The organism is Pedobacter terrestris (genome assembly GCF_052343045.1).
Taxonomy (GTDB): Bacteria; Bacteroidota; Bacteroidia; order Sphingobacteriales; family Sphingobacteriaceae; genus Pedobacter.
Genome location: NZ_CP180264.1, coordinates 817,698 through 843,560, shown reverse-complemented (window position 1 = coordinate 843,560; position 25,863 = coordinate 817,698). Strand labels below are relative to the sequence as shown.

The following is a 25,863-nucleotide window of genomic DNA, read 5'->3' as shown; positions in this document are numbered from 1 at the left end:
TAATTATTTCAAAATCAGCTTAAAAAGAGTAGCATTTTGAGGTTACAAAGGTAAAAGATATGCCAACACTAACAAATAGATAAGTATCCCTTTTTCTAAAATCTCCTCTTTGTGTGCCGGCGACACCTATTTTGTTGAGTGAAGGATCTGATAAATTATAAGGATTTTGTTGGTTTCCAATCACTACAGGTACATCCGGGTACTTTCCGCTTACATCATCCAGATAATCTGTCATCGGTGTTCGGTACCCAATTTCGGTAAAAACACACCAGGTATCTTTATAGTTATACCGGATTCCAATTCCATAAGGAATGGTTAAAACAGCATTTTTATATCCGCTTTCCTGCCCTTCTGTAGCCATCCGGTCTAAGCGGTACGTTTCTCCATCCCAGGTAAATGTGGGTTTAAAAACCAATAATCCGGCACCTGCGAAAAGATAAGGACTTAAGAACCGGTTTCCACCGCCAAGTTTAAAATCAAACAGGTTCAAATCCAGCAAAGCACTAAATTCATTGAGAGAAGTTTTAAATGCTAAATTCCGTTCTACAAATTGCGCGTTACTTGATTGTGAATCTTTGGCCTGGATTCGTCCGTAGGTATAGTTAACTCTCAGTCCTAAATATTGATTGAAATTGCGTTTTGCATACAACCCTGCAGAAATGCCACTGATAGACAAAGGGTTATTTTGATTCAGATCGCCCATATACCCTGCCGCCCCTCCGGATAAACCCAATTCCCATGTGGCTTCTTGTGCACGTGCATAAGCAGTAGACATGATTATGGTAAACAAAATTAGGAGAAGCTTGTTGGGCGCCATATTTAGTAATTACGGGTATCTATCCCCCATAATAATTTATTCCTTAACGTGTTTAAATACGTTTCATTGTTAAGGCGGATCAGATTTACACAAAAATCTGCTTTTTTGATGGTAATTTTTACCGATCGTTCTACAGTAACGGTTCTGCTATCGCAAGAAACCAGAAATTTAGATTCGCGGGCTTCTACCTCGAACGATAGCGAGTATTGATCCGGGACGATTACCGGTCTTACATTTAAGTTATGTGGTGCAATTGGCGTAATTACAAAATTCTGCGAATCGGGATAAATTATAGGGCCACCGCAACTTAAAGAATATGCTGTAGAACCTGTTGGTGTGGCAATAATTAAACCATCTGCCCAATAAGAGTTGATAAACTCATTATTCATAGATGCATGAATAATCATCATAGCCGAGTTATCTCTTCTATGAATAGTAATGTCATTCAGGGCAAAATTTTCTTCCCCAAACAATCCATTTTCAGATTCCAGAGTAAGTAAAGATCTTGAGTCGAGAGAGTACTCTCCATTTACCAGGGCTTTCAATGCTGATTCTATAGCGGTCTTATTGATACTCGCCAAAAAGCCCAAACGTCCAAAATTGATTCCAATAACCGGAATGCCAGAATTTCTAATGAGCGAAAGTGTATCCAGAAGTGTACCATCGCCACCCAAACTCAGCAATACATCTGCCTGTTTAGTAAGTTCTTTATGGTTGTGAAAAACGAGCGTATTTTCTGGAAGTCTGATTTTTCCACCTAAAGAGTTTTTAAATTTTGAATACACAACCGGTTGGATATTCAGATTGCTCAAATGGTTAAATACTTCCTGCACATGAGGCAAAACCGTATCGTTAAAATCGCGTCCGTAAATTGCAATTCTCATTACTGCAGTTTAAACATTAAGATAGTTCATTAAAGAATCGTACCGGTCTTGAGACCCACTATCAACCTGAGTGTTGTTGTATACTTCTTTAACTTCATAGTTATACCGTTCAAAAGATGCAACCAGTGCACTAATTTCGGTTTTATTGATTTTCAGGGTAACTTCAAGGCGTGTAGAATCTTCGAATGAATTTACATACGAAGAAAGGATTTGGGCATTATCGGCTTCTACTACCTGTGCAATATGTGCGAGTGAATTGTCTCTGTTGCTAATTTCCAAAACGATGATTCCTCCCGGTTCATGCACTGCATACTGTTCTGCAACAGCATGCATAATCTCGTTGGTAGAAATAATGCCCAGATATTTCCTGTTTTGATCCAATACTGGGAGGGCCGTTAATTTTAAATGATCCATGATTTTGATCACATCATACGTATGTGCGTCACTCAGAATGAAAACATTTAAAAGGCCAGAAGCAATATTTTTAATTAAAACATTATGATCGCGGATATTAAGAAGTTCATCTTCATTTACCATACCTAAAAGCGCAGCGTCGCTTACTACGGGCATATGCTTTAGCTTGTATTCATTCAAGCGGTCTAAAGCTTTCTGCACCGTATCATCGGGCTTCAGTTCGGTTATGCCATATGATATGATTTCTTGTGCAAACATTATTTTAATAAAATCCGATCTAAAAATTTCTGCAACAAACTATTAAACAATTCGGGATGCTCCATCATTGGTGCATGCCCGCACTGGTCTACCCAATTGAGTTCTGAATTGGGTAGCAATTCATGAAATTCTTCTGCAACTTCTGGCGGCGTAACCTTATCATTTTTACCCCAGATCAATGATACCGGGATGGTAATTTTGGATAAGTCTTTGGCCATGTTATGCCGAATTGCAGATTTTGCCATAGTAAGAATACGAATTACTTTTGAACGATCGTTAACCGTAGCAAAAACATCATCAACCAGTTCTTTAGTGGCTGTTGCAGGGTCATAAAACGTAAACTCTACTTTTTCTTTTATGTAATCGTAACTTTCGCGGCGCGGAAAAGAACCACCGAAAGCATTTTCGTATAAACCAGAACTTCCGGTAAGTACCAGCGCTTTCACAAATTCCTGATGCGCTACTGTAAATACCAAACCCACGTGCCCGCCTAATGAGTTGCCAACAAGCACAACCTGATTTAAGGCTTTAAATTTTAAAAAGCGATGAATATATCTGGATAATGCTTTAACGCCTAAGGTTAAAATTGGCAATTCATATATTGGTAAAATGGGTACCACAACGTGATAACGATCTTTAAACTCGTCTAAAACAGGCTCCCAGTTACTCAATTCACCCATAAGGCCATGCAGCAATACCAGCGTTTCGCCTTTTCCAGCTTCTATGTATTTAAATCCTTCTTCTTCAGTTATCTGGTAATTCATATGTTCTAAGGTGGTATTCTGCTACTAAGTTAGTAGAGTAAAATTAAATTTCTGCATTTATATGCCATTTTTATGAAATAAAATGCGAAACGGTATAAAAACAGTGTTTGGATCATTTAAAGCCATATTTTGGAATAAAAATTTCAAATCCAGTTGATTAAAAATAGATCTACGCCAATTTTTCCTTTACCAGTTCAGCGATTAATTTCCCATCGGCTTTTCCGGCTAATGCTTTGTTCGCCAAGCCCATAACCTTGCCCATATCTTTAACCGAAGTTGCACCAGATTGTTTGATCACATCTTCAATTATTGAGGTAACTTCCTCGCGATCCAGTTGTTTAGGTAAAAACTGATTAATTACATCAATTTCTTCTTGCTCTACCTGAAACAAATCTTCGCGATTTTGTTGCTTGTAAATGTCTGCAGATTCTCGGCGTTGTTTAATTAACTTCTGAAGGATTTTCAATTCACCTTCTTCTGTAAGTTCTTCGCTCGCACCTTTTTCAGTTTTCGCCAATAATATCGCAGCTTTAATTGCGCGCAATCCGCGAAGCTGAGCATCGTTTTTAGCCAACATGGCTTTTTTTATTTCCTGATCTATTGTTGTTGATATCATTCTTCAGTTTGTTAAATGGTTCATTTGTTCAATAGTTTATTAGTTCAATTGCCGACTAATAATGTTGCCTTCTGAACTAATGTCTAATGAACAAATTACTAATGAATTAATTTCTTTTTACAATTGTCGCTGTAGCTTGTGCACTTGGCATAATCAGCATATCGTTTATGTTTACGTGTTTTGGCCGGCTAACAACATACCAAATTGCGTCGGCAATGTCATCAGCGATAAGGGGTTCTAAACCATCGTATACTTTTTTGGCTTTATCTTCATCGCCTTTGAAACGTACAACCGAAAATTCGGTTTCAACCATTCCCGGATTAATGGCCGTTACTTTGATGCCGTGCGGCAACAAATCTATGCGCATTCCTTTATTTAATGCATCAACAGCATGTTTACTTGCACAATATACATTCCCATTCGGGTAAACTTCTTTTCCGGCAATAGAACCGATATTTACAATATGGCCCGATTGATGAGGAATCATCCAGTTGGAAACAATTTTGGTTACGTACAGTAAGCCTTTCACATTGGTATCAATCATAGTGTCCCAATCGTCTGTATTTCCCTGATCGATTGGATCTAAACCCTGACTTAAACCTGCATTATTAATCAATACATCTACCTTTTTCCAGGTATCTGGTAAGGCTTCAAGCGCTTCATTCAAGGTTTGTTTTTCGCGTACATCAGCAATTACCTGCTGAATACTGATGGCGTATTTATCTTCAAGATGGTGTGCAAGCTTTGCTAAGCGATCTGCTCTTCTGGCCAACAGTACCAATTGATAGCCTTGTTGGGCAAATATATGTGCACAGGCCTCTCCAATACCTGAAGTTGCGCCAGTAATCAATGCAATTTTAGACATTTTTATGAATTTTGGGTTCGGAATGATGCTTCAGTTGATCTGCGCCATCCAAAACAAAGGTAAGTTTTTTTTGCGCTTGGCGGTTATTGAAAAATTAAACTGAAAGTGAGCTGACGCAGTTTTAACTGATCGATTGGATTTGCATAGGCTGTATTGTCATGCTGCAAAAGATCACTTGTGGAGTACGACAATTTGATTTCCGGCGACATTTTAAAGTATTCGAAATAGAAGTCGAAACCAATTCCGGTTTCATAAGAAAAATACTTCCGGTCATTTTTAAGCAGCTTATTTATAGCGGTTTCACCTTCATCAAAAGTCTTCTTTTTGGAGGCAATATCCATTGAATATTTTGCGCCGCCAAGCCAGTATGCTCTAAAATTATTCAAACGGTTAGATTTAATTTTAATGCCTAAGGGAAATTCAAACATGGTTGCCTGAACTTTTTTATCTATAGAAGTTTGATAACTTTTGGTTTGTCCGTTGGGTAGAGTTATAGATGGAAGCGTTTCATAATCATAACGCACTACCCTATCGCTAAAAATTAATGACGGCGTTGCCCGGATATCAAAATTATCGCTAAGTCTTCTGTTCATTACAAAACCAAGTCCAAAACCCTGAGACGGAACGCTGGAAATTGCATTCAGTTTCGGAGTAACTTGCGTACCATCTACAGGATCATAAAAAACATCGCGCCAATTGGTGTTCTTTAGAATTTTATACTCTGCAGAGATGTATTGAAAATTAAAGCCCCAAGTCCAATCTTCATCGTCTACACCGCCACCCCAATTTTGGGAAAAGGCAGATACAGTAAAAATGACAGATAATACAAGTGTGAGGCTTAATTTTTTTATCATTTGGTGCCGGTGTATATCGAACTAATTCCAAACGTAAGAATTCTATGTTTGGTACTTTTGAAACCGATTTTTTCCATCAGCACAGTAAAATCTTTTCCGTCTGGAAAGGCCGCAACAGATTCTGGCAAATACGTATATGCGCGGTTGTCTTTGGAAAATAATTTCCCAAATGATGGAAGAATATGCTTGAAATAGAAGTTATACAATTGTTTAACCGGGAATTTTCGAGGTTTAGAAAATTCAAGAATTACCATTTTGCCTCCGGGTTTTAGCACACGGTACATATCTGATAATCCTTTTTCAAGATTTTCAAAATTCCGGACGCCGTATGCACAAGTAATGGCATCAAACGTACTTTCCTCAAAATGCAAGCCTTCAGAATCGCCTACCTGAACCGAAAAAACATCGTTTAAACTGCGCTCATTAATCTTCTTTTTGGCAACATCTAACATACCTTCAGAGATATCTACGCCAATTACTTTCTCCGGATGCAGTTTTTTAATGGCCTCAAAAGCAAAATCTCCGGTTCCGGTAGCTACATCTAATAAGATTCTGGGATGAATAGAAACCAACTCTTTAATTGCCATTTTACGCCAGATGACGTCAATACCCAATGAAAGAAAATGATTTAAAAAATCATATGTGCCCGAAATATTATTGAACATATTTGCAACCTGTTCTTTCTTTGTTGCATCTGCAACCTGATATGGAGTGATATTCTGATTCATGATATGGGCAAAGATAGATAAAAAGTCGGAGGTCTTTACTCGGAAGTCGGAAGACTTGGCGCAAAGTATTCAGTCCATTGTCAAAAATTAAAACGATAAAAGACCAACAATCTGGACTTCCGTCTTCCGACTTCCGACTTCGGACTCAAAACCCTACCTTTGCAACATGGTTATCAAAACGGCAACATTTGTTTGCAGCAACACCCAAGTATCGGCTTTGCCCGAACCATTAATGCCCGAATATGCATTTATCGGACGTTCTAATGTGGGTAAATCTTCTCTAATTAACATGTTGGTTAATCAGCATGGTTTGGCTAAAACATCTCAAAGGCCAGGTAAAACTCAACTGATCAATCACTTCTTAATCAATGAAAGCTGGTATATTGTCGATTTGCCTGGCTACGGTTATGCTAAAGTTTCTAAAACAAGCAGAGAGAAATGGGAAAAATTTATTCGGGCTTATATCACCAAAAGAGAAAGTTTACAATGTGTTTTTGTGCTGATTGATAGCCGACTTGAACCGCAGCAAATTGATTTAGAATTTTGTTACTGGCTTGGCGAAAAGCAAATTCCATTTTCATTAATTTTCACTAAAGCAGATAAACAGGGCATGACAACTACGCAGAAAAATGTCGCTGCCTTTAAGAAAAAATTAGGTCAGTGGTTTGAAGAAATTCCGGCTACGTTTATCAGTTCGGCAGAAAAAGCAGTTGGAAAAGATGAAGTACTGCAATTCATCCACGAAGTAAATAAAGATTTTGTTCGTCCTGCCGATTACAAAAAATTCAGTTAAAAAACAGCTACAGACATTAGTTCATAAAATGAAAAAATACTTTTCACTCGTATTATTTGCGCATTCGGTTTTTGCACTTCCTTTCGCTATGATTGGATTTTTCCTGGGTGTAACTACTACAGATAACCCATTTTCGTGGTATAAACTTATATTGGTTTTGTTGTGTATGGTTTTCGCCAGAAATTCAGCTATGGCGTTTAACCGTTATCTGGATCGAAATATTGATGCCAAAAACCCTCGAACGAAAATGCGCGATATCCCTGCGGGCAAAGTTTCGGCTAAAGAAGCATTAACTTTTGTGATTATCAATTGCCTTCTTTTTGCCACAACAACGTATTTTATCAATCCACTGTGTTTTTACTTATCGCCAGTTGCGCTTTTTGTGGTTTTATTTTACAGTTATACAAAAAGGTTTACGGCACTTTGCCATTTGGTTTTAGGTTTGGGTTTATCGCTTGCGCCGATTGGTGCTTATATTGCCGTAACCGGGCAATTTGCGCTTGTTCCTGTATTGTACTCTTTTACCGTGTTGTTTTGGGTTAGCGGTTTCGATATTATTTATGCACTACAAGATGAGGATTTTGATCGCGAAGAAAAACTTCATTCTATCCCATCTGCCCTTGGCATAAAAAATGCATTAAATGTTTCTGTTTTATTGCACCTATTATCGGCACTCTGTGTAATTCTACCGGTCTTTTTTACATCTTTTAGCTGGGTATATTACGTAGGTATTGTGTTTTTCTGTACCATGTTGATTTATCAACATTTATTGGTAAAACCCAATGACATCAGCAGAGTAAACAGAGCGTTCCAAACCTTAAACGGTTATGCATCTGTGGTCTTCGCCTTGTGTTTTTTAATTGACGCTTACCTTAGACATAAATAAAGGATTGATTTTTGAATGTTCAAAAATTGATTCAAAGAAACATTAATTTCCTCAATAACAAAACATGATTCTAAATAAGAAACCAAGAACATTTATCCCAGCAGATTTGACGATAACCTGGGAAAGTTTATCTCCGTTATTTGCAGAACTTCAGAATAGAGAAATCAACAGTAAAGATGATTTAGAGCGTTGGTTAAAAGACCGTTCTGAGCTTGAAGCTGCGCTGGAAGAAGATTTCGCATGGCGATACATTAAAATGAGTTGCGATACGGCAAATGAAAAACTGGTAGAAAATTTCCAGTATTTCGCAACAGAAATTGAGCCTAAAATTTCGCCCTTATCTAACGCGTTGAACGAAAAATTTGTTGCCAGTCCATTTATGGATGATCTGGATAAAGAAAAATACTTCGTATACAGCAGAGCGATTAAAAAAGCGCTGGAAATTTACCGGGATGAAAACATTGAATTGTTTACTCAGCTACAGGTAAAACAACAAAAATATCAGGGTATAACCGGCGCAATGAGCGTAACCCTTAACGGGCAGGAATACACGCTTGAACAAGCTTCGATTTTTGTAAAAGACCTGAATCGGGAAGTACGTGAAAATGCCTGGAAAACCATTCAGCAACGCCGTTTGGTCGATAAAGACGATTTGAATATCTTGTTCGATGAGTTGATAAAACTCAGAAATCAGGTTGCATTAAATGCAGGTTTCGAGAATTACCGAGATTACATGTTTCAGGCTTTGGGCCGTTTTGATTATTCGCCGCAAGACTGTTATGATTTTGCCAATGCGATAGAAAAAGAAATTGTTCCGATCTTAAAAGAACAGGCTGAAAAAAGACGTGAAGCATTACAGCTTGAAGTATTAAAACCCTGGGATCTTGAAGTAAGTGTTAGTGGAAAAGCTGCTTTAAAACCTTTCAATAACGGAGCAGAACTTATTGATAAAAGTATTGCCTGCTTTAATGCGATTGATCCTGCGTTGGGCGAAAAACTTGCAACGATGAAAGAGAATAACCTATTCGATGTAGAAAGCCGTAAGGGCAAAGCACCGGGCGGTTACAATTATCCGCTTGCAGAAACTGGTGCACCTTTTATTTTCATGAATTCGGCAAATTCTTTACGTGATTTGACTACAATGGTACACGAAGGTGGACATGCCATTCATACATTTTTAACGGCCAACCTGGAATTAAATGATTTCAAACACTGCCCTTCTGAAGTTGCAGAATTGGCTTCTATGAGTATGGAATTAATTTCTATGGACAACTGGGACGTTTATTTTAGTGATGCTGAAGAACTTAAACGTGCAAAAAAAGAACAGCTTGCCGATGTACTTAAAACTTTACCCTGGGTGGCTGTAATTGATCAGTTTCAACATTGGATTTATACCAATCCGGAGCATACAGCTGCAGATCGTGAGGAAACTTTTAAACAGATTTACAACAGGTTTGGAGCAGGTTTTGCCAATTGGGAAGAACTTGATCATGAATTTGGAAATGTATGGCAAAAACAACTTCACCTTTTTGAAGTTCCTTTTTATTACATCGAATATGCAATTGCACAATTGGGTGCCATTGCCGTTTGGAAAAATTATAAAGAAAATCCTAAAAAAGCGCTAGAGCAATACCTGGCAGCATTATCTTTAGGATATACGCAACCAATGGACAAAATCTATGAAACCGCCGGAATCAAATTTGATTTTAGCGAAGAATATGTGAAAGAGCTCGCGAGTTTTGTAAAAGATGAATTGGAAAAGTTAAACTAAACGAATACCACACCAAATTAAAAATGGCTGCAAATGAAAATTTGCAGCCATTTTTTGTGCACTGATTTTTTATCGCCCGATGTTAAACTAAGTTAAAAAAGATATGCACTATTTGGTTTTCAGTAGTTTAGTGAAAGGGTTTTATCTATAACCGCTCAAGACTCTTACTACTGAAATGAAAAATCTATCTGCTCTGTTATCTTGTTTTTCTATCTTTTATCTTCAGCCTGGATACAGCCAGTCTTACAATCGTTTACTCGGATTAGTCAATAATGAAAACGGAATGCCCTTAAGTGCCACAATTAAAATCATCGGCGCCTCGGATTCTTCTTTCATTAATCAAACGCGTACAGACAGTATCGGCAGGTTTGAATTTAGTTCGATTCCTTATAAATCTATTCTCATTGAAATTAGTGCTTTGGGATATCAGAAAGTACGCAAAAATCTGGAGCTAAGCGAGAACAGAATCACGTTTATTCTTCTGGAAGAAATCAATCAACTCAGGAGCGTGCAGATCTCCACAAAGAAACCCTTTATTGAGCGAAGTGGTGGAAAAATAACGATGAATATAGAAAACAGCGCAATTGCGGCCGGCAATTCGGCTTTTGATCTGCTGGCTAAAATGCCAGGTGTTACGATTGCCCAAAACGGCTCAATTAATGTAAATGGAAAATCTGGCGTACAAGTACTTATTGATGGAAAATCTACCTATCTATCTGCAGAACAACTTTCAAAAAGATTAAAGTCGCTAAACAGTAGTGAAATTAAACTGATCGAACTTAGCAGCAATCCATCTGCGAGGTTTGACGCCGAAGGCACTGCAGGTCTCATTAACATCAAACTTAAAAAGAATGAGAACTCCGGCACAAACGGAACACTCGAAGCGAGTTATGGTTACGGCAAGAACGCGAAAAGTGATTTCGGAATTTCATTAAATCACCGAACGGATAAGTTGAATATATATGGGCAGCTTTCCAATAATTATACAAAGCAAGATGAGAACTTAAGCGTTAGCCGCATTTCGGAAGGTGCCTCATCATCAACATACTTTCAGCAGGAAAATGCACAAACCAGAACCGTTCATAATTACAATTATAAAGTTGGATTAGACTTTTTATTCAATCCAAAAAACACTTTAGGTTTTTTAACTTCAGGCTATTCAAATAGTGGTCATGACATTTCTAACGGCCGTACAGATATTGGCTCCACATTTAATACGATCGATTCTACGGTTTTTGCGGATAATCCAACTACAAGCCTGTACAGAAATCAATCCTACAACCTCAATTATAAATCAGCAATTGATACTTCAGGACAGGAATTTACTTTTGATTTAGACTTCGTACGCTACCGCAGTGAGGAAAATATCGTTTACAACAATAACTTTGCAGATGTTTCAGGAAATACTTACCGGATGCAAAACTTCCGAAATACTACGCCGACAAACATTAAAATTTGGACGGCAAAAGCCGATTATACTCTACCATTTTCTCAAAAAGGAAGTTTGGATTTCGGTTTAAAAAGCAGTTGGGTGCGTTCAGATAATAATTTTATTTTCGAAAATGCTGTCGGCAGCGAATGGTTAAATGATCTAACACGAAGCAACCAGTTTGTATATACCGAAAACATAAACGCCGCGTACGGAATATTCAAGTATCATCCTGGCGCAACAAATATTGAGCTTGGTTTAAGACTCAAGCAAACCAATTCTACCGGCAATTCCATTACCGATAACCGCGTGGTAAAACAAGGATATTGGAATCTATTCCCCAATATTTCTGTAAGTCAGGTCCTATCGTATAATCATGATCTCAGTTTTTCCTACAGCCGCAGAATCAACAGACCCGATTACAAATCTTTAAATCCATTTTTATATTTTGTTGATTTGTACACCTTTGTACAGGGAAACCCTTTTCTCAACCCAGAATACAGCCATAACTTCGATCTGTCTTATCAATACAAAAAAAAGTTTAATGCCAGTTTTAGCTACAGCAGAACCAATAATTTAATTATGGATGTTTTTTTAGAAGACGTAAAAAGCAATGCATTATACCAGACGATTCAAAATCTTAATTTTCAAAACGCTTATTCATTAACACTTTCCTACCCTGTTTCTATCGGAAAATTCTGGTCGATGGACTATTCCCTCATTTCAACATACAATAAGGTGAATGCCGCAGACCTCGGCGGGTTCCCTTACAACAGAGGAAAGTTGAATTTCCAATTCAATAGTACGCAAGTTATCGCCCTTAATGCGTCAACAGATATTGAATTATCTGGTGATTACCAGTCTGATCAGATTTACGGTACTTATGCCATCAAACCATATTATGGAATGGATCTCGGAATCAAAAAAACTTTTTTATCGAAAAAGCTGACTTTAAAATTGGCGCTGACTGATGTTTTAGACACGCGCAAAGCAAGAATTAGCAGTGCCCTTAACAACCTGAATTATAATCTGAATCAGAAATTAGAAACCCGGGTATTTAGGCTTACCCTCAATTACAACTTGGGAAGCACAACAGTTAAAGCAAGCAGAACACGTACAACCGGCGCCACAGATGCAGAATCGAGAGTGCGGCAATAATTAGTTAGACTACTGTTTCTCGTTTTCTGATTCTTAAAATAACCCCCATGATCAAGAGTGATAACACAATCATAATCAAATAACTATAACTCAAATTCGCTTCGTCTTTGGCTGGCACAACATTTACAATGATGTAACTCAAAAAAGAAACAATCACATAAGTAATTCCACCCGTTAATCCTCCTGCGATACCTGCATTGTTCGGGAATTTACTTAAACAAAATGTGAAGTAATTATTGAACGTAAAACCTGCGCAAACATGGATGATAAAAGCGAAGAAAATCATTGAGTAAAGGTTACTAATTAAGCTTAAACTCAAAATCATCAGTACAACAAAACCCAATTGTGTAACTGCGTTAATGGTTAAGCGTTTAAAAAATGGCCGATTAATGGTTGCTTTACCGATAAATCCACCCACCATCCAGGCAAATCCCAACACCAATGAGCTGTATCCGGCAATTACCGGCGACATGTGTAAATGGTGTTCAATAATAAACGGTCCTGTCATATTGTATACCATTACCATACAATACGCCAAACCAAGCATTACAATTCCCAAAGTAAAACTTGGCGTCTTAATCATATCTAAATAAATTATGCCGATTTTTTTCAGCTGAAAATCAGTAAAATGTTTCAGGCTCTCTCCGCTGAAAAAGTATTCCAGAAATGCAAATACAACGGCAAAGCCTGCCAGAAAATAAAAATTGGACTCCCAGCCAAAAAGGCTTTGCAAATATCCGCCAACGAATGGCGCCACAATTGGCCCTGTAGACCAAATGATGGAAAATAAGCTCAGGTAATGCTTTAGTTGGTCACCTTGGTAAACATCAACAAAAAAGGCTCGTTTTGCCACAATAATTGCACCTACAGTTACACCGTGAATCACGCGCATCAAATAAATTAGATAAATATTATGCGTTGTAGCAATAACCACACTTGCTGCTGCAAAAATCAATATGGAATAAAAACTGATTTTATATCGCCCAAAGCTGTCTAATAAACTGCCAATAAACAATTGAGAAACGCCATAACTGATGAGGAAAATGCTCAGCGTTAACTGAACCTGAACATTAGAAACCTGAAGTTCACTTGCCATGCTTGGCAGTGATGGGATGTAAACATCTGTAGCAAACCCAGAAAGCGGTAATAATGCAAATGCTAACCATGTTGCAATCTGTTGATTTTCGGGTTTTAAATAATTTATCTGCGGACGAATAACGTTCATTATTTTGTGTTTATATTCAAATCAAACATCCTAACAAATCATTTCAGTATGATTCGCTGTAAGAATGGCGTAAAAGTACACCATTGCACAGAGATAAAATTATTAGAATCAAATAAAGGATTATGTTGAGCAAACATTTCTGATTTTTGACGCTTTACCGATAAATGCTTTATTTTTGTAGCGTTTTTCGGTTTAAAATTGGCTTTAATGAAATTAATATATTGCTTTAAACGTTTTTAACTGATATTTTTTTAAGTTTGAAGAATACAACAAGCAAACAAATGTTCGAAAAGCTATTCAGAAAGAAGTCCATTTCTAAGATATTACAGGATGCAGCAAAGGGATATGGCGACCATGAAAGTTCTCTACACAAAACATTAGGCGTCAGAGATCTCACCGCTTTTGGAATAGCAGCGATTATTGGCGCTGGGATTTTCAGTACCATTGGTAAGGCCAGTGCAGACGGAGGTCCGGCGGTAATTTTTCTTTTTATCTTCACCGCTGTTGCTTGTAGTTTCGCTGCCTTTGCATATGCAGAATTTGCCTCTATGGTACCTGTTTCTGGTAGTGCTTACACCTATTCCTATGTGGCCTTTGGGGAATTAATTGCCTGGATTATTGGCTGGTCGCTCATTATGGAATATTCAATTGGAAATATTACCGTAGCCATTTCCTGGTCTGATTATTTTACAGGCTTACTCACCACAATAAAAATTCCTTTTTTAGGCATTAACGGTATCCATATTCCAGATTGGATGACGATGGATTATCTAAGTGCGTACAATGGTCATGAGCATGCACAGGCTTTGCTTGCAGCAGGTAAGAAACTAGCAGATTTAGATGCTGCAACAGCTATTGCTAATAATGCATGGTTAACTGCACCAACTTTAGGCGGTTTCCACTTTGTTGCAGATATTCCGGCTTTGGGTATTATCATCTTAATTACCTGGCTAATTTACCGCGGTATGAAAGAAAGTCGAAACGCGAGCAATGCTATGGTTGTGGTGAAACTTGCGGTAATTTTATTGGTTTTAGCTGTCGGAGTTTTTTATGTGGATACCAAAAACTGGAATCCCTTTGCACCTAACGGAATTTCTGGCGTCTTAAAAGGTGTTTCTGCAGTGTTTTTTGCATACATCGGCTTCGATGCCATTTCTACAACTGCAGAAGAGTGCCGCAATCCACAACGCGATTTACCACGCGGAATGATGTGGGCAATCATTATTTGCACCATTTTGTATGTGGCAATTGCACTTGTTTTAACCGGAATTGTAAAGTCTGATACGTTAGCGGTGGGCGATCCTTTAGCTTTTGTTTTTGATCAAATTGATTTAAAACTGATGAGCGGCATTATTGCTGTTAGTGCTGTATTTGCGATGGCTAGCGTTTTACTGGTTTTCCAGATGGGGCAACCCAGAATCTGGATGAGTATGAGTCGTGATGGTTTGTTACCGAAATCTTTCTCCAAAATACACCCAAAATATAAGACGCCTTCTTTCGCAACAATTGTTGTGGGTTTTGTAGTGGCGGTTCCATCGTTATTTATGAATCTGACCATTGTTACAGATTTATGTTCCATAGGTACCTTATTTGCTTTTGTTTTGGTTTGTGCAGGCGTTTTAGTGTTGCAAAACCGACCGGATGTACAACGTGGCAAATTTAAAATCCCTTACTTAAACAGTAAGTTTATAGTTCCTATTGGCTTTATAGCAGCACTTGTTTTTGCTTTTACTCAATATGGAAAAGAAACGAGTGCATTTTTCCTAAACACACCAAAAACCATTCAGACAGTGAGCTTTGTTACTTCTTTAAATGGTGATGAACTAAAAATTGTTAAAGAAGAAATCATTAAACATGCGGCGCCACAATTAAACCTCACAGATAAAGTAGATGCTGAATCTTATCTAAGTGCGCTACCCGGCGATCGATATGAACAGTTTATCGCATCATCCAGAGTTTCCATTGAAAAAAAATACGAAAGTGGCTGGAGTCTTTTTAAACATAAAATTCCGATGTGGATATTCCTGATTATCTGTGTGGTAATCTGCTATTACTGTATAACAAAAAATCTCTCTATCATCCCGGTTTTGGGATTGATTAGCTGCTTATATATGATGTGCGAACTTGGCATATCAAATTGGATTGGCTTCGGAATTTGGTTGGTAATCGGCTTAGTTGTTTATTTTGCCTACGGTTACAAGAACAGTAAACTGGCCAATGCCGAGATTTAAAAAATACTTGTCAACACAATCCTACTGGAGTTCATTCTCTAATGGTTGGTGTCCCTACCGACCAGCACATACTTACCTAAACCTGATTTCGGTCGGTGAAGACACCAATCGATAGAGGTTTCCTACTGATTGGTGTCCCCACCGACGAGCACATACTTACCTATACCAGATTTCGGTCGGTGAAGACACCAACCGATAGAGGTTTCCTACTGGTTGGTGTCCCCACCGACCAGCACATACTTACCTATACCAGATTTCGATTGATGAAGACACCAACAGATAGAGGTTTCCTACTGGTAGGTGTCCCCACCGACGAGCACATACTTACCTATACCAGATTTCGGTCGGTGAAGACACCAACCGATAGAGGTTTCCTACTGGTTGGTGTCCCCACCGACCAGCACATACTTACCTATACCAGATTTCGATTGATGAAGACACCAACAGATAGAGGTTTCCTACTGGTAGGTGTCCCCACCGACCAGCACATACTTACCTATACCAGATTTCGGTTGATGAAGACACCAACAGATAGAGGTTTCCTACTGGTAGGTGTCCCCACCGACCAGCACATACTTACCTATACCAGATTTCGATTGATGAAGACACCAACAGATAGAGGTTTCCTACTGGTAGGTGTCCCCACCGACCAGCACATACTTACCTATACCAGATTTCGGTCGGTGAAGGAACCAACCGATAGAGGTTTCCTACTGGTTGGTGTCCCCACCGACCAGCACATACTTACCTATACCAGATTTCGATTGATGAAGACACCAACAGATAGAGGTTTCCTACTGGTAGGTGTCCCCAACGACCAGCACATACTTACCTATACCAGATTTCGATTGATGAAGACACCAACAGATAGAGGTTTCCTACTGGTAGGTGTCCCCAACGACCAGCACATACTTACCTACACCAGATTCGGTAGCTGTGGACACCAACCGATAGAGGTTTCCTACTGGTTGGTGTCCCCAACGACAAGCACATACTTTTTCTACTGGTTGGTGTCCTCACCGACCAGCACATACTTACCTATACCAGATTCGGTCGGTGAGGACACCAACCGATAGAGGTTTCCTACTGGTTGGTGTCTCCACCGACCAGCACATACTTACCTATACCAGATTTCGGTTGATGAAGATACCAACCGATAGAGGTTTCCTACTGGTAGGTGTTCCCACCCACCAGCACATACTTACCTATACCAGATTCGGTCGGTGAAGACACCAACCGATAGAGGTTTCCTACTGATTGGTGTCCTCACCGACCAGCATATACTTACCTATGCCAGATTTCGGTCGGTGAAGACACCAACAGATAGAGGTTTCCTACTGGTTGGTGTCCCCACCGACCAGCACATACTTACTTATGCCAGATTTCGGTCGGTGAAGACACCAACAGATAGAGGTGTCCTACTGGTTGGTGTCCTCACCGACCAGCATATACTTACCTATACCAGATCTCGGTCGGTGAAGACACCAACCGATAGAGGTTTCCTACTGGTAGGTGTTCCCACCCACCAGCACATACTTACCTATACCAGATCTCGGTCGGTGAAGACACCAACCGATAGAGGTTTCCTATTGGTACGTGTTCCCACCCACCAGCACATACTTACCTATACCAGATTCGGTCGGTGAGGACACCAACCGATAGAGGTTTCCTACTGGTTGGTGTCTCCACCGACCAGCACATACTTACCTATACCAGATTTCGGTTGATAAAGATACCAACCGATAGAGGTTTCCTACTGGTTGGTGTTCCCACCCACCAGCACATACTTACCTATACCAGATTTCGGTTGATAAAGATACCAACCGATAGAGGTTTCCTACTGGTTGGTGTTCCCACCCACCAGCACATACTTACCTATACCAGATTTCGGTCGGTGAAGACACCAACCGATAGAGGTTTCCTACTGATTGGTGTCCTCACCGACCAGCATATACTTACCTATGCCAGATTTCGGTCGGTGAAGACACCAACCGATAGAGGTTTCCTACTGATTGGTGTCCTCACCGACCAGCATATACTTACCTATGCCAGATTTCGGTCGGTGAAGACACCAACAGATAGAGGTTTCCTACTGGTTGGTGTCCCCACCGACCAGCACATACTTACCTATGCCAGATTTCGGTCGGTGAAGACACCAACAGATAGAGGTTTCCTACTGGCTGGTGTCCCCACCCACCAGCACATACTTACTTATACCAGATTTCGGTCGGTGAAGACACCAACCCGATAGAGGTTTCCTACTGGTAGGTGTCCGCACCACCAATAGGCTAAACACAAATAAATCTTGATGCGATAGAAGAACTACTTTGATTTTATAAAAGGAACTGCACTTAGGAACAGCAATCCTACAACCGACAGGTAAAGGCCGACGTTGCCAACAGGCAAATGCATTACTTTACTCGTTGGGCCAGCCAGAAAAAACAAAACTGCAACCAGAATTAGAATATTCTTAAGCATTTAAACGGCTAACCTATGAAGTTCAATATCATCAGGAGTAACAAAGATCAAAGGAACTTTTTCGACATCTACATAACTACTGTCTAATCCAAAACTTCTTTCCTCAGATAAACTCAAGCGTTTAAGAACAAAATAATAATCCATAATTGTGCGTTCATACAAACTCAGCTTGGTAAATTTAGAAAGGTGCTTTTCCAATAAGACGAATCTGAAATCTCCTGCTATTTTATGTTTATTTAGGGAAGTATACTGACTTGTAATATCCACTTCTCCATTTTTAACCAATTCTTCAACAACCTTTCTATACAGCAAATTAACACGTTGTTCTACTCTAAAACCGAGTTTGAAATCGATGCGAATGAGTTTGCCGGGAATCAAAAATTCAACTTTATAATCCATAGTATATGGCTCGTCCATAACATCTACGTGCACCAGCCAATATACATCAGCCCGTTTTGGTTCTTTTTGTATAATGGAATAGATAATTTTAGATTCTATTTCCGTTTTAAAATTTGCACTGGTAAGATAAACGAGTTGAGATGAATATTTCGGAACACTTTCATCATTGCTCAGTTCACTTAGAATTTGATAGTAATCCTCTATTTCAACATATTTTACAAATCTGTTTTTTATCTTCCGGGCTACAAACCAGCTCCACATAATGGTAAACAATAACGAACCAATCATTACAGTTACCCATCCGCCATGCAAAAATTTAGTTAAATTACTAATTAAGAAAGTGCCTTCAATAACTACGTACGTTAAGAAAAATGTGGCGATAATATATTTTGGCAATCTCCTGCTTCGTAAGTAAAAACTCACTAGAATGGTGGTCATCAGCATTGCGATGGTGATAGACAAACCATAAGCCGCATCCATCTTTTCAGATTTTTCAAACAGGAAAACAATCCCGCAGCAGCCAATCCACAGCATCCAGTTTATTGAAGGGACGTACAGCTGACCTTTTGAAACCGATGGATAAACGATACGTATTTTCGGCCAGAGGTTTAACCTCACCGCCTCGGCAATTAATGTAAAAGACCCGCTGATCAAAGCCTGACTTGCAATTACGGCCGCCATTGTTGCCAGAATTACCATCGTAATCTGAAACTGATCAGGTACAATCTGGAAAAATGGATTCATTTTTGCACCCGGCACATAGGTGCTGCTATTTTGCAAAATCCAAACGCCTTGTCCCAGATAATTCAGAATTAAGGTAAGCTTTACAAAAATCCAACTTGTGCGAATGTTATTTCTACCGCAATGACCTAAATCAGAATATAAAGCTTCTGCCCCGGTTGTACACAAGAACACACCTCCAAGGATTAAAAAGGCAAGATTATTTGTTGTCAGTAGATGGATGGCATAATAAGGATTGAAAGCTTTTAATATGCTAAAATCTTTAATAATAAAAGAAACACCGAGTACACCGAGAACGGCAAACCAGACAAACATAACCGGGCCAAAAAGCTTCCCTACCAGATTAGTACCAAACTGTTGGATAATAAACAGAACCGTGAGGATGGTTATCACAATAGGTATAACAGGTACATCGAATTTTTTCGTTAAACCCTCAATTGCAGAAGTAACCGTGATACTGGGCGTGATGATCCCGTCGGCCAATAAAGCACAGCCTCCGATAATTGCAGGCAACACCAACCATTTGGCTTTTTTACGTACTAAAGAAAATAAAGAGAATATTCCGCCCTCTCCTTTATTATCGGCACGAAGGGTAATAATTACATACTTTACGGTAGTTTGGAGTGTGAGTGTCCAAATGATACAGGAAAGTACTCCAAGAACATTTAATGGATTGATATTCTGATGTCCACCTAAAATAGTGGTGAATATCGCATTTAACGTGTACAATGGTGATGTTCCAATATCTCCGAACACTATACCTAAACTGATGAGAACTCCGCTTGCTGTTAATGCATTAACATTTTTATGACTTGACACTTCTTAATGTTTTAGTGCGGCAAAAGTAAACAACTATAACAAATTAACAACCAAATTATTGTGTTTTTTAGCACAGTTATTGTTTAAACCTGTATTGTTAAATTGTGTTAAAATATGGCTTTTAAACAAAATGTTTAATTTCTTTGTTTTAAATTAATACATTTGTTTACGAATTTGATGAAACTTTACGCTAAAATAACGTTCCTCACAAAACTTTGCTGCATCTTGTGCATGGTTTTTTTGTGCGGGGTTAATTTTGCTTCAGCTCAGCAATCAGATAGCATTCGAATCAGTCTGAAAAACAGGACAAAAAAAACCAGCAAAGTTTCAGACATTAAAGCCAATATTCAACCTTATAAACCTTTTTATTTTTCGGGTGCAGGTTCAAATTTATTTGGCACTCCTACAACTTCAACAAAAACTGGAGGAGTAAGTATTAATAAAGACAAGTTGCTTACCGTTTTAAAGATTTACCCAAATCCTGTTGAAGACCAGTTAAACGTTACACTAAATATCGGTAAAGATGGTACGCAAACCACTATTAAAATTATTGATCTTTTAGGTAATGAAGTAGTCACTTTAGCAAATGAACGCCTAAACGCTGGCGAGCAAACTAGAAACTTCACCATTCCCAGTCGGTTAAACCCTGGCATCTATTTTCTGCGCATTGTAGCAGGTGGCGAAAGCCAAGTAAAACGCATATCGGTTTTATAACACCAATATCTTTTCTATTTTTGATTCGATGCAGCTTTCGGGCTCGCTTTATTGTGTCATTTCCATATTCGAAAACAGATGAAAATTATAGCTATTGGCCGCAATTATGCGGAACATGCAAAAGAATTAAACAACCCTATACCAACTCTTCCGGTAATATTTATGAAACCGGATACAGCGGTTTTAAAAGACAACAAACCATTTTATTTACCAGAGTTTTCTAAAGATGTTCACTTTGAATGCGAAGTTGTTCTGAAAATTTGCAAAGAAGGTAAACATATTGCAGAGAAGTTCGCATCAAATTATTTTGATGAAATTGGTTTGGGCATAGACTTTACTGCCCGCGATATCCAAAGTAAACACAAGGAAAAAGGACTTCCCTGGGAACTTGCCAAAAGTTTTGACAACTCTGCACCAATAAGCCTATTTCAGCCTAAAACCGATTTTGAAAACCTTTACAATCTGAATTTCGAATTGAAAGTAAATGGAGAAACCCGGCAGAATGGGAATACTAAGGATTTACTCTTCTCGTTCGAGAAGATAATAAGTTTTGTATCTCAGTACATTACACTTAAAAAAGGCGATCTCATTTTTACCGGAACACCGGAAGGTGTTGGAAAAACAGAGCAAGGCGATAAAATTGAAGCTTGGCTTGAAGGAAAACAACTCTTAAATTTTGATGTTAAATAGCGAATGATTAAATCCTCAATCCTGACTTTTTTTAGAATCTCCCTATCCGTTTTTTTGCTTTTCTGTTTTAACAAAAGCTTTAGTCAGCAGATATTCAGTAAAAATAAATACCCGATAACCGATTTCAGGCAGCCTTTAGATATTACACCTCCTGCCCTTGCCGGTTCTTTCGGCGAAATCCGCGCCAACCATTTCCACTCTGGTGTAGATTTTAGAACAAACCAACGGGAAGGCTATCCGGTGTATGCGGTTGCAGATGGCTATATTTCCAGATTAAGAGTTCAGAATAGCGGATTTGGACAGGCGCTTTACATCAATCATCCAAATGGCTTTACGACAGTATATGGACATCTTCAGCGTTTCGCGCCGAAAATTGCCAGAATTGTAAAAGATCTGGAATACGAAAAAAAATCATTTGAGATTGATGAATTTCCTGATGCCACACTTATTCCGGTACACAAAGGTGATATTATTGCTTGGTCTGGAAACCGTGGAAGTTCTGGAGGGCCGCATTTGCATTTCGAAATCCGCGATACCAAAACCGAAGAAACTATAAATCCACAGTTTTTTGGTATCAATATTCCAGATAATATTCCGCCGGTAATTCACGGCTTGTATGTATATCGCCTAAATGGCAAAACATTTAATGAGTTTACGCAGAAAGATGCCATCCCAATTTCTGGTGCAAACGGCCAATACAAAACGAATGCCCCTTTGAGCTTAACTGGAGAAGTGGGTTTTGGAATTGTAACTACAGATCGTCATAATGGAATGTCTGGCACCAATGGTGTTTATTCTATTCAGCTTGAACTGGATGGCAAAGTGATTTTTACCTCTGCGCTGGAACGTTTTGCTTTTGAGAACAGTAAAGCCATCAATTCACACATCGATTATCCAGCCTACCTGAACACGAAAAGAAGTATACAGAAAAGTTTTGTTGATCCCGGAAATCCACTTCAGATTTATAGCAATCTGATTAATAATGGTAGAGTTACGTTTAATGATGGCGCCAAACATGAGCTGCGTTATATCATAACCGATGCAAAAGGCAACTCGTCTGTTTTGCCTTTCACTGTAAATGCGGGTTCTGCAGCGGTTGTTGCGCCGGTTGCCGCACCAGCGGGAACAATTTTTTCCTACAATCAGGTAAACGAATACAATACACCAGATATAAAAGTAATTTTCCCGAAAGGCACACTTTACAACGATTTAGTTTTTAACTATAAAAAATTACCTAAACCAAGTGGCAATGCCTGGTCTGAAATACATCAGCTTCAAAACCGATATACTCCTTTACATGTAGGTTTCAATTTATGGATTAAAGCGGATAACCTCCCTGAAAATTTGCGCAGTAAAGCCGTTATAGTAAGCACCGGCGGATCTAATCAGGGTGGCATTTACGAAGATGGTTATGTAAAAGCCACACCGAAAAATTTTGGGAGTTTTTACATCGCAACAGACACAGTTTCGCCAAGGATTGTACCTTTAAATGTTACCGAAGGTAAAAGCATGAAAGGCATTTCTAAAATGACTTTCCGGATTAGCGATAATCTATCAGGAATTAAAAGCTTTAACGGTTACGTAGACGGACAATGGGTACTGATGGAATTTGATACCAAAACTGCTACGCTATGGCATAGTTTTGATGAACGCACCACTTCAGGAAAACATACATTAGAGCTTATTGTGGCAGATGCAAAAGACAACGCCAAACGTTTCAAAATTAATTTTTACCGGTAAACCGTTTCATTGTTTGTAAAACTTTCCATTGTCATATTTTAAACAAGCTTAAACAGTATTACAACCGAACTGTTTAAATTGCACATTCAGTGTTAACATACAAAAAAATTCAATCCTAATACATATGGCCGAATTAAAAGAAGGTGATCAGGCACCTGCAATTCAATCAAAAGACCAAAACGGCAGTGAAATTTCGCTAAGCGACTATAGCGGAAAAACCGTAGTACTTTATTTTTACCCGAAAGACGATACGCCAGGTTGTACAGCCGAGGCCTGCGATTTTCGAGACAATTACCAGGGCTTGCAGGCTCAGGATATTGTGGTTTTAGGCGTAAGCGTAGATGATGAAAAATCGCATCAAAAATTCATTACTAAACACAGCTTGCCTTTTACATTGCTTGCAGATACCGATCAAAAAATCGTAAATGATTACGGTGTATGGGCAGAAAAAAACATGTATGGAAAAAAATATATGGGCACTGTGCGCACTACATTCATCATTAATGGAGAAGGTAAAATTGCGCACATTATCAAAAAAGTAGACACAAAAAATGCTACTCAACAAGTACTCGATTTAATCAACAAGTAATTATGATATAGCAAGTAAAATATTAACTTTGCTATGTAACAACAACCTCGTATTTTAATGAAACATACAATTAAAGAGCTAGAAGATATTGCCTCGCAAATCAGACGAGATATCGTAAGAATGGTTCACGGATGCCAATCTGGTCACCCAGGCGGTTCATTAGGTTGCGCCGATTTTTTTACTGCCTTATATTTTGAGGTTTTAAATCACAACAAAGAATTTAGTATGGATGGCGTTGGAGAAGATTTATTCTTTCTTTCTAATGGCCACATTTCGCCAGTATGGTATAGCACGCTTGCACACTCAGGTTATTTTGACAAAAGTGAATTGGCTACCTTCCGTAAGTTGGATTCCAGATTACAAGGACACCCAACCACGCATGAGCATTTACCAGGAATCCGTATAGCTTCTGGCTCGTTAGGCCAAGGTATGTCTGTAGCAATTGGTGCAGCATTAACCAAAAAGCTTAACGGCGATAAATCTTTCGTATTCTCTTTGCATGGCGATGGCGAACTACAGGAAGGTCAAAACTGGGAAGCGGCAATGTTTGCGCCTTTCCACAAAGTAGATCATTTGATTTGTACCGTTGATTACAATGGTCAACAAATTGACGGACCTACAAACAAGGTTTTGTCTTTAGATAGTTTGCAGGATAAATTTGAAGCTTTTGGATGGCACGTAATCAATACTGATGGTAACGATATGCAAGCCATTGTAGAGGGTTTACATTATGCGAAAACTTTAGCTGGCAAAGGTAAACCAATCTTGAATTTAATGAGCACACAAATGGGTGCTGGTGTAGATTATATGATGGGTTCCCACAAATGGCACGGTACAGCACCTAATGATGAGCAACTTGCAGCCGCATTGGCACAATTGCCAGAAACATTGGGCGACTATTAATCCTCTAAAAGGGGAAATTAAAATTTTAAATTTCACATTAACAAAAAAGCCCCTTTAGGGGTTTGGGGTTATGAAAACCTGCGAAGCAAGCTTGAACACCCTCAAATAAAAACATTAAAGACGTGAAAAAATACACATATACAGAAAAAAAAGATACACGTTCAGGATTTGGCGCCGGCTTACATGAAGCAGGAAAAAAGAATGAAAACGTTGTAGCCTTATGTGCTGATTTGGTTGGCTCGCTTAAAATGGATGCCTTCATTAAGGATTTTCCCGAACGCTTTACACAAGTAGGTATTGCCGAAGCAAATATGATTGGTATTGCAGCAGGTATGACCATTGGTGGAAAAATTCCTTTCACCGGAACTTTCGCCAACTTCTCTACTGGTCGTGTTTACGATCAAATCCGCCAATCGGTTGCCTATTCAAATAAAAACGTAAAAATCTGTGCTTCACACGCGGGCTTGACTTTAGGCGAAGATGGTGCAACACACCAAATTTTGGAAGATATTGGTTTAATGAAAATGTTGCCTGGCATGGTCGTAATCAATCCTTGCGATTACAATCAAACTAAAGCAGCTACTTTGGCCATTGCAGAATATGAAGGTCCGGTTTATTTACGTTTCGGCCGTCCGGTTATTCCTGTATTTACAGATCCGGATCAGAAGTTTGAAATTGGAAAAGCATGGATGGTAAATGAAGGTACTGACGTAACCATTATCGCTACAGGCCACATGGTTTGGAAAGCAATCGAAGCTGGTGAAAAACTTGCTGAATTGGGAATTGATGCCGAAATTATAAATATCCACACCATTAAACCTTTGGATGACGAAGCGATCTTAAAATCGGTAAAGAAAACAGGTTGTGTGGTAACTTGCGAAGAGCACAATAAATTTGGTGGTTTAGGCGAAAGTGTTGCACGGTTATTGACAACAGAGTTGCCAACTCCACAAGAATTTGTAGCTACAAATGATACTTTCGGAGAAAGCGGAACACCTGATCAACTCATGTCAAAATACGGTTTGGATGCAGTAAACATTGTTGAAGCTGCACAAAAAGTAATTGGCAGAAAGAAAGCATAAAATAAATAAGTACAG

At 38.8% G+C, this 25,863-nt stretch carries 21 protein-coding genes; 11 read left to right on the top strand and 10 right to left on the bottom strand.

The window, feature by feature from the left end; all coding sequences use genetic code 11:
* Positions 1-19: 19 nt before the first annotated feature.
* The 8 genes from porG to ubiE all read right to left on the bottom strand — a co-directional run bounded on the left by porG (position 20) and on the right by ubiE (position 6,200).
* On the bottom strand, positions 20-817 hold the full coding sequence (gene porG, locus ACJVDH_RS03645; protein WP_443946217.1) for a type IX secretion system protein PorG: 798 nt from the start codon (positions 815-817) through the stop codon (positions 20-22).
* A 2-nt stretch (positions 818-819) separates the two neighbouring features.
* Positions 820-1,701, bottom strand: coding sequence for an NAD kinase (locus ACJVDH_RS03640; RefSeq protein WP_443946216.1), 882 nt, complete (start codon positions 1,699-1,701; stop codon positions 820-822).
* A 9-nt stretch (positions 1,702-1,710) separates the two neighbouring features.
* Positions 1,711-2,373 carry a CBS domain-containing protein gene (locus ACJVDH_RS03635; RefSeq protein WP_443946215.1) on the bottom strand — a complete coding sequence of 221 codons (663 nt, stop codon included), beginning with the start codon at positions 2,371-2,373 and terminating at the stop codon, positions 1,711-1,713.
* Positions 2,373-3,137, bottom strand: coding sequence for an alpha/beta fold hydrolase (locus tag ACJVDH_RS03630; protein ID WP_443946214.1), 765 nt, complete (start codon positions 3,135-3,137; stop codon positions 2,373-2,375). The genes ACJVDH_RS03635 and ACJVDH_RS03630 overlap by 1 nt, the downstream gene beginning before the upstream one ends.
* A 169-nt stretch (positions 3,138-3,306) precedes the next feature.
* Positions 3,307-3,753 carry a GatB/YqeY domain-containing protein gene (locus tag ACJVDH_RS03625; protein ID WP_443946213.1) on the bottom strand — a complete coding sequence of 149 codons (447 nt, stop codon included), beginning with the start codon at positions 3,751-3,753 and terminating at the stop codon, positions 3,307-3,309.
* Between the two features lie 106 nt (positions 3,754-3,859).
* Positions 3,860-4,618: an SDR family NAD(P)-dependent oxidoreductase gene (locus ACJVDH_RS03620; protein ID WP_443946212.1), complete on the bottom strand. Its 759-nt coding sequence runs from the start codon at positions 4,616-4,618 to the stop codon at positions 3,860-3,862.
* 83 nt (positions 4,619-4,701) lie between these two features.
* The gene (gene porT / locus ACJVDH_RS03615) at positions 4,702-5,472 is read right to left on the bottom strand and encodes a type IX secretion/gliding motility protein PorT/SprT (RefSeq protein ID WP_443946211.1); all 771 of its coding nucleotides are present in this window, start codon (positions 5,470-5,472) and stop codon (positions 4,702-4,704) included.
* Positions 5,469-6,200, bottom strand: a complete 732-nt coding sequence (gene ubiE, locus ACJVDH_RS03610) for a bifunctional demethylmenaquinone methyltransferase/2-methoxy-6-polyprenyl-1,4-benzoquinol methylase UbiE (RefSeq protein ID WP_443946210.1) — start codon at positions 6,198-6,200, stop codon at positions 5,469-5,471. Before ubiE ends, porT begins: the two co-directional genes overlap by 4 nt.
* Positions 6,201-6,366: 166 nt before the next feature.
* Here ubiE and yihA point away from each other — a divergent pair, with 166 nt between their 5' ends.
* The 4 genes from yihA to ACJVDH_RS03590 all read left to right on the top strand — a co-directional run bounded on the left by yihA (position 6,367) and on the right by ACJVDH_RS03590 (position 12,237).
* Complete coding sequence (gene yihA, locus ACJVDH_RS03605) at positions 6,367-6,993, top strand: ribosome biogenesis GTP-binding protein YihA/YsxC (protein WP_443946209.1); 627 nt, start codon at positions 6,367-6,369, stop codon at positions 6,991-6,993.
* Between the two features lie 28 nt (positions 6,994-7,021).
* Positions 7,022-7,879, top strand: a complete 858-nt coding sequence (locus ACJVDH_RS03600; protein WP_443946208.1) for a UbiA-like polyprenyltransferase — start codon at positions 7,022-7,024, stop codon at positions 7,877-7,879.
* Between the two features lie 64 nt (positions 7,880-7,943).
* Positions 7,944-9,650, top strand: coding sequence for a M3 family oligoendopeptidase (locus tag ACJVDH_RS03595; RefSeq protein WP_443946207.1), 1,707 nt, complete (start codon positions 7,944-7,946; stop codon positions 9,648-9,650).
* Positions 9,651-9,825: 175 nt separating this feature from the next.
* Positions 9,826-12,237 (top strand): TonB-dependent receptor domain-containing protein, encoded by a 2,412-nt coding sequence (locus ACJVDH_RS03590; protein ID WP_443946206.1) that lies wholly within the window; start codon positions 9,826-9,828, stop codon positions 12,235-12,237.
* Positions 12,238-12,241: 4 nt separating this feature from the next.
* Here the strand turns inward: ACJVDH_RS03590 and ACJVDH_RS03585 are convergent, their stop codons facing one another.
* Positions 12,242-13,462 carry an MFS transporter gene (locus ACJVDH_RS03585; RefSeq protein WP_443946205.1) on the bottom strand — a complete coding sequence of 407 codons (1,221 nt, stop codon included), beginning with the start codon at positions 13,460-13,462 and terminating at the stop codon, positions 12,242-12,244.
* A gap of 281 nt (positions 13,463-13,743) precedes the next feature.
* Here ACJVDH_RS03585 and ACJVDH_RS03580 point away from each other — a divergent pair, with 281 nt between their 5' ends.
* A complete protein-coding gene (locus ACJVDH_RS03580) occupies positions 13,744-15,693 on the top strand; it encodes an amino acid permease (protein ID WP_443946204.1) in 1,950 nt (649 codons plus the stop codon).
* A 2,478-nt stretch (positions 15,694-18,171) separates the two neighbouring features.
* Here the strand turns inward: ACJVDH_RS03580 and ACJVDH_RS03575 are convergent.
* Positions 18,172-20,130: a KUP/HAK/KT family potassium transporter gene (locus tag ACJVDH_RS03575; RefSeq protein ID WP_443946203.1), complete on the bottom strand. Its 1,959-nt coding sequence runs from the start codon at positions 20,128-20,130 to the stop codon at positions 18,172-18,174.
* Between the two features lie 231 nt (positions 20,131-20,361).
* Here ACJVDH_RS03575 and ACJVDH_RS03570 point away from each other — a divergent pair, with 231 nt between their 5' ends.
* From ACJVDH_RS03570 to ACJVDH_RS03545, 6 genes are all read left to right on the top strand, one after another.
* Complete coding sequence (locus tag ACJVDH_RS03570; protein ID WP_443947597.1) at positions 20,362-20,844, top strand: T9SS type A sorting domain-containing protein; 483 nt, start codon at positions 20,362-20,364, stop codon at positions 20,842-20,844.
* 78 nt (positions 20,845-20,922) lie between these two features.
* Positions 20,923-21,534, top strand: a complete 612-nt coding sequence (locus ACJVDH_RS03565) for a fumarylacetoacetate hydrolase family protein (RefSeq protein ID WP_443946202.1) — start codon at positions 20,923-20,925, stop codon at positions 21,532-21,534.
* A gap of 3 nt (positions 21,535-21,537) precedes the next feature.
* Complete coding sequence (locus ACJVDH_RS03560; RefSeq protein WP_443946201.1) at positions 21,538-23,274, top strand: M23 family metallopeptidase; 1,737 nt, start codon at positions 21,538-21,540, stop codon at positions 23,272-23,274.
* Between the two features lie 124 nt (positions 23,275-23,398).
* Positions 23,399-23,863 carry a thioredoxin-dependent thiol peroxidase gene (bcp, locus tag ACJVDH_RS03555; RefSeq protein WP_443946200.1) on the top strand — a complete coding sequence of 155 codons (465 nt, stop codon included), beginning with the start codon at positions 23,399-23,401 and terminating at the stop codon, positions 23,861-23,863.
* Between the two features lie 57 nt (positions 23,864-23,920).
* Entirely contained in the window at positions 23,921-24,766 is an 846-nt protein-coding gene (locus ACJVDH_RS03550) for a transketolase (protein WP_443946199.1), read from the top strand.
* A gap of 122 nt (positions 24,767-24,888) precedes the next feature.
* On the top strand, positions 24,889-25,848 hold the full coding sequence (locus ACJVDH_RS03545) for a transketolase family protein (RefSeq protein WP_443946198.1): 960 nt from the start codon (positions 24,889-24,891) through the stop codon (positions 25,846-25,848).
* Positions 25,849-25,863 lie beyond the last annotated feature (15 nt).